The sequence below is a fragment of the Streptomyces sp. MK37H genome (assembly GCF_018035285.1).
GTDB lineage: Bacteria > Actinomycetota > Actinomycetes > Streptomycetales > Streptomycetaceae > Streptomyces > Streptomyces endocoffeicus.
The window spans coordinates 1-6,746 of the sequence record NZ_JAAAYH010000467.1 but is presented as its reverse complement, the minus strand read 5'-3'; the positions used below and the strand labels follow the sequence as shown (position 1 = coordinate 6,746).

Annotated in this window: 5 protein-coding genes; 2 read left to right on the top strand and 3 right to left on the bottom strand. The window is 68.4% G+C overall.

Annotation, left to right across the window (positions count from 1 at the left end):
* Positions 1 to 1,113, top strand: a 1,113-nt coding sequence (locus GWI24_RS37975) for an acyltransferase (protein ID WP_247617456.1), incomplete at its 5' end; no start/stop codon positions are given.
* A 240-nt stretch (positions 1,114 to 1,353) separates the two neighbouring features.
* Here the strand turns inward: GWI24_RS37975 and GWI24_RS37970 are convergent.
* From GWI24_RS37970 to GWI24_RS37960, 3 genes are read right to left on the bottom strand one after another with little or no spacing between them, the layout of a single operon-like run.
* Entirely contained in the window at positions 1,354 to 1,818 is a 465-nt protein-coding gene (locus GWI24_RS37970; protein ID WP_210950599.1) for a hypothetical protein, read from the bottom strand.
* A complete protein-coding gene (locus GWI24_RS37965; RefSeq protein WP_210950598.1) occupies positions 1,815 to 2,759 on the bottom strand; it encodes an NAD(P)-dependent oxidoreductase in 945 nt (314 codons plus the stop codon). The genes GWI24_RS37970 and GWI24_RS37965 overlap by 4 nt, the downstream gene beginning before the upstream one ends.
* An 11-nt stretch (positions 2,760 to 2,770) precedes the next feature.
* On the bottom strand, positions 2,771 to 5,584 hold the full coding sequence (locus tag GWI24_RS37960; RefSeq protein WP_210950600.1) for a non-ribosomal peptide synthetase: 2,814 nt from the start codon (positions 5,582 to 5,584) through the stop codon (positions 2,771 to 2,773).
* Positions 5,585 to 5,996: 412 nt separating this feature from the next.
* Here GWI24_RS37960 and GWI24_RS37955 point away from each other — a divergent pair, with 412 nt between their 5' ends.
* Entirely contained in the window at positions 5,997 to 6,392 is a 396-nt protein-coding gene (locus tag GWI24_RS37955; protein WP_210950597.1) for a hypothetical protein, read from the top strand.
* Positions 6,393 to 6,746: the final 354 nt, after the last annotated feature.

The following is a 6,746-nucleotide window of genomic DNA, read 5'->3' as shown; positions in this document are numbered from 1 at the left end:
CAGGCCGAGCCGGGACAGGGGCCGGGACAGCCGGTCCCGGGCCGCAAGGGGCAGCCGGTGCGGCTGCGCGCCCTGGACGGGCTGCGGCTGCTGGCCGCGCTCATGGTCGCCGCGTACCACTACGGCGGCCGTGACGGGGAGATAGCCCAGGCGTGGGGCACCTCCCCGCGCGACATCTTCCCCACCGCCTCGTCGTACTTCGCGTACGGCTGCCTGGGCGTCCAGATCTTCTTCGTGATCAGCGGCTTCGTCATCTGCATGAGCGGCTGGGGACGCCCGCTGCGCTCCTTCTTCGCCTCCCGCGTCTCCCGGCTCTTCCCCGCCTACTGGGCCGCGATCCTGCTGATCACGGTCGTCTTCGCGCTCCCCTGGGTGGCCTTCGAGACGGTCTCGCCCAGCGACACCCTGGTCAACCTGACCATGCTCCAGCAACCGCTGGGCGCCGACCGGGTCCTGGGTGTGTGCTGGACCCTCTGGGCGGAGCTGCGCTTCTACGCCCTCTTCGCGCTCTTCGTCGTCCTGCCGGGCGCCGGCCGCCAGCGCGTGGTCCTCTTCTGCGCGGTGTGGACCCTGGCCGCCGCGATCACCGACGCGGCCGACCAGCCCCTGCTGGACCTCGTCCTGATGCCGAACTACGCCCCGTACTTCATCGGCGGCATCGGCCTCTACCTGATCCACCGCTACGGCCACGACGCCACGGCCTGGGGCATCGTCGCCCTCAGCTTCCTCATCGGCCAGCACTACGCGGTCTCCGAGCTGTGGCACCGCCCCAACCCGGACTTCTTCTCCTACCGCTCCACGTTCGGCATCGTCGCGATCGTCGCCTTCGGCTACCTCGCCGTCGCCCTGGTCGCCCTCGGCAAGCTCCAATGGGCCAACTGGCGCTGGCTGACGGTCGCGGGCGCGCTGACGTACCCCTTCTACCTGGTCCACGAACACCTCGGCTGGGTCGTCGTCGGGTACCTCCACCGCACCCTCGGCCTTCCGTCGTACGCCACGTTCGCCCTGACCATCCTGCTGATGCTGACCCTGGCCTGGCTCCTCTACCGCTTCGTGGAACAGCGCCTCACGCCGGTGCTGAAACGGTCCCTCGCGGCGGCTCGCGTGCGCTGAAAACGCGTCGCCGCGGAGCCCGGCGATCCCCACCGTCACCCCCATGAAGCCGCTCTCCGGCGTCCGCACGGGCGGTGAGCCAGCCGCCACTCGCCGCGGCGAGCGCGTTGCCGTCGATGCGCTGCGGTACCCGGCGCACGGTCGCCTCGCTCGGCGCCCGGCAGGGCCGGTCCGCATCGCGCAGCGTGGCCCCGCAGTGGAATAGGAGCAGGTCAGGGGCGTCGGCGGCGAGTATGGACGTCAAGGCTTTTCCTCTCGGGTCGGAGAGCTTTTCAACGTCGCACGCGGATAGCTGCCGAGAAAGACGGTCCGGCCATTGCGCCGACGCAGGGCCGCGACAACGGAACCGACCGAGGGCTCGTCTATATGGCCCTCGCATTCGAGGAGGAAGGAGTAGCCGCCGAAGCCGGCACCACTGGGTCTGGACAGCACCGAAGTCAACGGCACCGATGTGCGAACGAACTCGCACAGTACGGTGTGGAGTTCACTCACCTTGTCCGCCAGCGGCACAACCAGGGTGCTGCGGTCCGCCCCCGTGGGCGAGGACCGCGCGGTGCGTCGGGCGACCCTCACGAACCGGGTCACCGCATCCGGCCGGGCCCCGATGTCCTGCGGGTCGAAGGAGGACAGGATGGCGTCGATGTCCCGGCGGTGGAAGGCTTCGTACGCGGCCCGTATCCGCTGCTCCACGTCGAGGGCGTTCACGCGGAGACCCCCTTCGGCTCCTTCAGGGGGATGTCGGGGAAGTGGGCCCGCAGCGTGCGGCGGATGCCGTCGTGCCATTCGACGGTGCAGTCGCCGATCAGCGACCGCCGCTTGGCGCTGTCGAAGGCATACGTCTCACGGGTGACGGCGGTCCTCTCGAGCTTTGCCTCGACACCCGTGATCGCGGACATGTACTCGGCGCAGTCGGTCATCCCGACCGGCTCGTCACCGCCCCAGTTGACGACCGTCGCGGGCGCGCTCGCGATGCCCCACAGCAGCGGGACCTGGTGCACGAGGTCATCGGTGTGGATCAGCGATGCCCAGTTCTGGCCTTCCAGCGGGACCGGGATGGGCTCGCCGGCCAGCATCTTCTTGAAGTACATGACGGGCACGCCGCCGTAGGAGGCGGGGCCGTACGAGATGTTGAGGCGCGCGATGGTGGTGGGCACGCCGAGCGTACGGGCGTACGCGCGGGCGGCACCCTCCGCCGCGATCTTGCAGACGGGGTAGGCCGGCAGCCATTCGGCCACGCCGTCCAGTGGGTCGGTCTCCTTGTACTGGTGGTCGAGCGTCTGGCGCTTGTAGAAGGCACCGGTCGACACGTGCAGGAAGGCCTCAGCCGTGCGGCAGTGCGTCATGAGCCGTCCGACGGCGACCGAGTTGATCTCGATGGCGGTGTCGAAGTCGCCGTCGTGGCCTCGGTGCACCGCGGAGTGCATGACGTGGGTGAAGTCGTCGGGCAGCGAGTCCAGGGTGTCCTCGCCCATGTCCCAGCGGTACGTCGTGATGCCCTGGGCGCGAAGCTCGTTCTCGACGCCGGGAGTGGTGAAGCGGCCGAGGCACCAGACCTCGTTGTCGGCGGCGAGGGCCTCGGCGACCGGGCGGGCCGCCTGCCCCGTGCCACCGGTGATCAGGATCTTCTTACCGTGCGTCAAAGCCATGCCTCCTGCGTTCACTTGCCGTGGAGGGCCCGGTCGAGCTCGGACCGGAGGATGGTCTGGAAGGTGGGGACGTGCTTGGGACCCATCAGCGTGTAGTGCTCGCCGGGCACGTCGAGGTAGCGGTTCCCTTCTCGGGTGTGCTCGTCCCAGCGGCGCAGCTCGTTGTTGAGCCAGTCCTCCTTGGTCCCCCGCAGCGGGATGGCGTAGAAGACGCTCATCGAGCGCACGGTGCCACTCGGGTGGTAGGTGCGGCCGAGTCCGGTCAGGCCGTCGGCGAGGTCGGCCCAGGCCCTGAACCGGGCCAGATCCAGATCCAGTTCGGCCAGCCGCTCCGGCGGGGCGATCTCGATCAGGCGCTCGAGCTGCTCGTCCTTGGTGAGCGGACGCAGCAGGGCAGGCAGCTCGGCGGCCTGTTGCTTGGAGACCAGCTCCAGGAACATCGCCAGGTTGACGGCGGTCTCGATGTAGTCGAGTTCGTCCATGCGGTACTTGATGTGCGGCGGGAGGTTGAAGCTGCCGACGAAGTCGACCCGCTCGCCCTCGGCCTCCAGGATCTTGGCGATCTCGAAGGCCACCGCTGAGCCGAAGGAGTACCCTGCCAGCGCGTACGGGCCGTGCGGCTGCTTCTCGCGGATGGCGGCGGCGTACGTACGGGCCATCTCGTCGAAGGATTCGAAGGGCTTCTCGCCGGGGTTGAAGCCGCGCGCCCGCAACGCGTAGAACGGGCGCTCGTGTACGAAGTACTTGGCCAGGTTGACGAAGACGAGAACCTCGCCAACGCCCGGGTGGACGCAGAAGAGCGGCGTCTTGTCGCCACTGGTCTGCAGAGGCACGATCGGGTCGTACACGGCCGGACGGGCGTCCTCGCCCACCGCGAGCCGCTTGGCCAGCTCCCGGACGCTCGGCGCGGTGAGGATGGCGAGGACCGGCAGGTCCACGGCGCCGAGCCGACTGCCCGCCAGCCGCTTCATGCGCAGGATGTCCAGCGATGTGCCGCCCAGGTCGAAGAAGCCGGCCGTGGCGCTGACCGTCTCGGGCGCCATGTCGAACAGCTCCGCGTAGATCCCGGCCAGGGCCCGCTCGATCTCGCCCTCGGGAGCGACATATCCACCGAGGTGGCGGGTGACCAGGTCGTCGACGGCCGCCCGGTGCGCGGCGTAGTCGCCGGCCTCCAGACGCTTTCGCATGAGTGAACGCTGGATCTTTCCCAGGCTGGTCTTGGGGAAGGCGTCCGCGGGCAGCGGCAGCAGCAGCGCCGGGCGGAACCCCCAGGTCATGACGATGCTGTTGCGCACCGCGATGAGCAGACGGTGCAGACCGGCCTCGTCGCCCCCGTCGAGGGTGGTCGCGAAAGCCACCACCAACTGCTCGGTGTCGCTGCCCTCGGGTCGAGTCGGGAAGGCCGCGACGTACGACGTCCGTACCCCTTCGAGATCCTCCAGGCACGACTCCAGCTCGTGGCTGAAGTAGTTCACGCCGTTGACGATGACGCTGTCCTTGCTGCGCCCGACGAGGGTGAGCCTGCCGTCGACGAGGCGGCCCAGGTCGCCCGTGCGGAACCAGCCGTCGGCGGTGAAGGCGTCCTTGCTGGCCTGCGCGTTGTTGAAGTATCCGCCGGTGACCATCGGCCCGTTCAGCTCGACCTCGCCGACCTCGCCGTCGGCCGGCATCCGGTCCCCGCCGTCCTCGGCGGCTATCCGGATGGTGAGGCCTGGCACCGGGCGGCCGACCGCCGCGAACTCCGCGTCGAGGTCCTGGTCGGGGAAGTCACGGTTGTAGATGCTGCCGGCGCAGGTCTCCGTCATGCCGAACGCCGGCCACAGCACGCCGCGGTCGAGTCCGTACGGGGCGAGATTGTCCAGGAAGGTCACGCCGGTGGTCACGAGGTTGGCCTCGCCGCCGGAGACGATGTGCCGCAGACTGGACAGGTCCAGGGGCAGCTCGCCGGGCAGCTGCGCCAGGGCCTGGTTGATCAAGCCGAGCAGGAAGTTGGGCGTGAAGGTCATCGTGACGCGGTGCGCGTCGATGAGCTGAAGGAAGCGCACCGGGTCGCCGAGGATCGTGTCCGGCGTGGTCTGCAACTGGGTCGCACCGACCGACAACGGCAGCAGATGCGCCTCCAGCAGGGCCGCGACGTGGTCGTACGAGATCCAGTTGAGCGTGATGTCCGACGAGGTGAGGCCCTGCGTTTCGGCCTTGGCCGCCATGGAGGCCAGCAGGTTGGCGTGAGTGAGCATCACCGCCTTGGAGTTGCCCGTGGACCCCGAGGTGAGGACCAGCAGGGCGACGTCCGTGGGACGGGCCTCGAAGAGGGTCACGTCCCCGGGCGCGATATCGCCCGCATGAGCGGTGAGGTCCTTGAGGACCGCCACCTCCAGGCCCGGGACCTCGGGCATTTCGTCACACAACCGCGCCGTGGTGACCACCAGCGGGCCGTCGAGCAGGGTGTTGACGTGTGCGAGTTGGGCGCTCCACCTCTCGTGGTCGTTGCGTATGGGAACAAGGGGGCAGGCGGTCATGCCACCGAGCAGACAGGCCCAGAAGGTGGGCAGGAAGTCGTCCGGCCGCTCCAGCAGCAGTACGATCTTGCGGCCGGCTTCCGCACCACGGGCGCGCAGTCCCGCCAGTATCCGGCGGGCCTCGTCCAGCAGTTCGGGATACGGCTGGAGCCGACTCTCTCCCACATCGTCCGTCAGGCAGTACCGCAGTCCGTTGCCTGGATAGTGCTCGGCAGCCTGGAGTAGCAGGTCAGCCAGGTGCGGGGCGTCCCCCTGGGACCGGGGAGCCGTCAGGATGGCAGTAGGCGGGGATGCCTGAATCGTCATCATCGTTCCCTTTCCTGAGTACACGGGAAATCACGGGAAGACCTGCACCGGGCGGGGCGAGCCGGGCTGACGCACCCCAGGATGAGCAGGCACTGAGCGGCAACAAAAAGCACGAAGTCCGCTTCGTCGGCTTCCTCGGAGCTTTGTCGGATTCCTGGATCGAAAGCGTTTCCGGCGGGCGATGAGGGAATTGCGGCGCCTCATGTGGATCAGACGTCCTGCCGGTTGCCACGCCTTTTCCCGTGCGTCACTCGAGCGTTAAATCAGCCGCATTCGCCGATGATTTGACGGTGAGTCATCGTTCTTTTCGCCGCAACGACCGGGAAACCCGGCCGGGTTGGCAACGTGCTGAGATGCTCTCGCAATCCGGAAGCGTCAGGCTGTTGACGCGCTGCACGGAAGGGGCAATTTTATGAATGCTTACCGCCGCAAGAACGCAGAAGCCGTCCAGGGCTCTGACACCGCATCGGGCCCGGCCGGGCGCCGGCGGTGGGTGGGCTTCGCCGGGACACTGGTGGCCGCCGTGGCGGTCATGGGCGTCGCCGGGACCGGGACGGCTTCCGCGGCAACGGAGACGAGCGCGGAGGCAAGCCACGCGCCGGCGCCCGAGTCCAGCCTCACCAGTCCCGTGGGCGAGTCGGTGGGCGCGCTGTGGCAGCACGTGGAGATGTACCACCTGAGTGACCCGTCGTGGGAGGTGACCAGCATGCTCACCGACCCCTCCGGAAACCTCAAGGTCCACGGGAAGATGCTGGACGACACCCTGTCTCCGGTCGTCGGGGCAGCCACTGAGGCCCTCGGCGGCTGAGCTCTCCCCAGGCGTGGCGGGGAAACCGGCCGCGGCGTCGGCGGGACCCGGGAATTTCGATCGACGACCCGGGCCCGCCGACGGGGAAAACCTGACGAGCGAGCCGAAACGCGGCCATACTCCCCGCATCCCTCACCGATGTCTCGAAATCCCCCACCAATATCTCGGCTCCGGCCGGCAGTTCGGGGCAAGGTCTCCCTTCTTATCTGGTGACGACGATCTTTCCCAAGTTCTTGCCGAGTTCAAGGTGGCGCAATGCCTCGACTTCATGTGACTCCTCCGCGCGTCAGCCTTGTCAGGGCCGAGTACGCGCGGAGTGCGACATATTCCGGTGTTCCGCCACCGCCCGTCGCG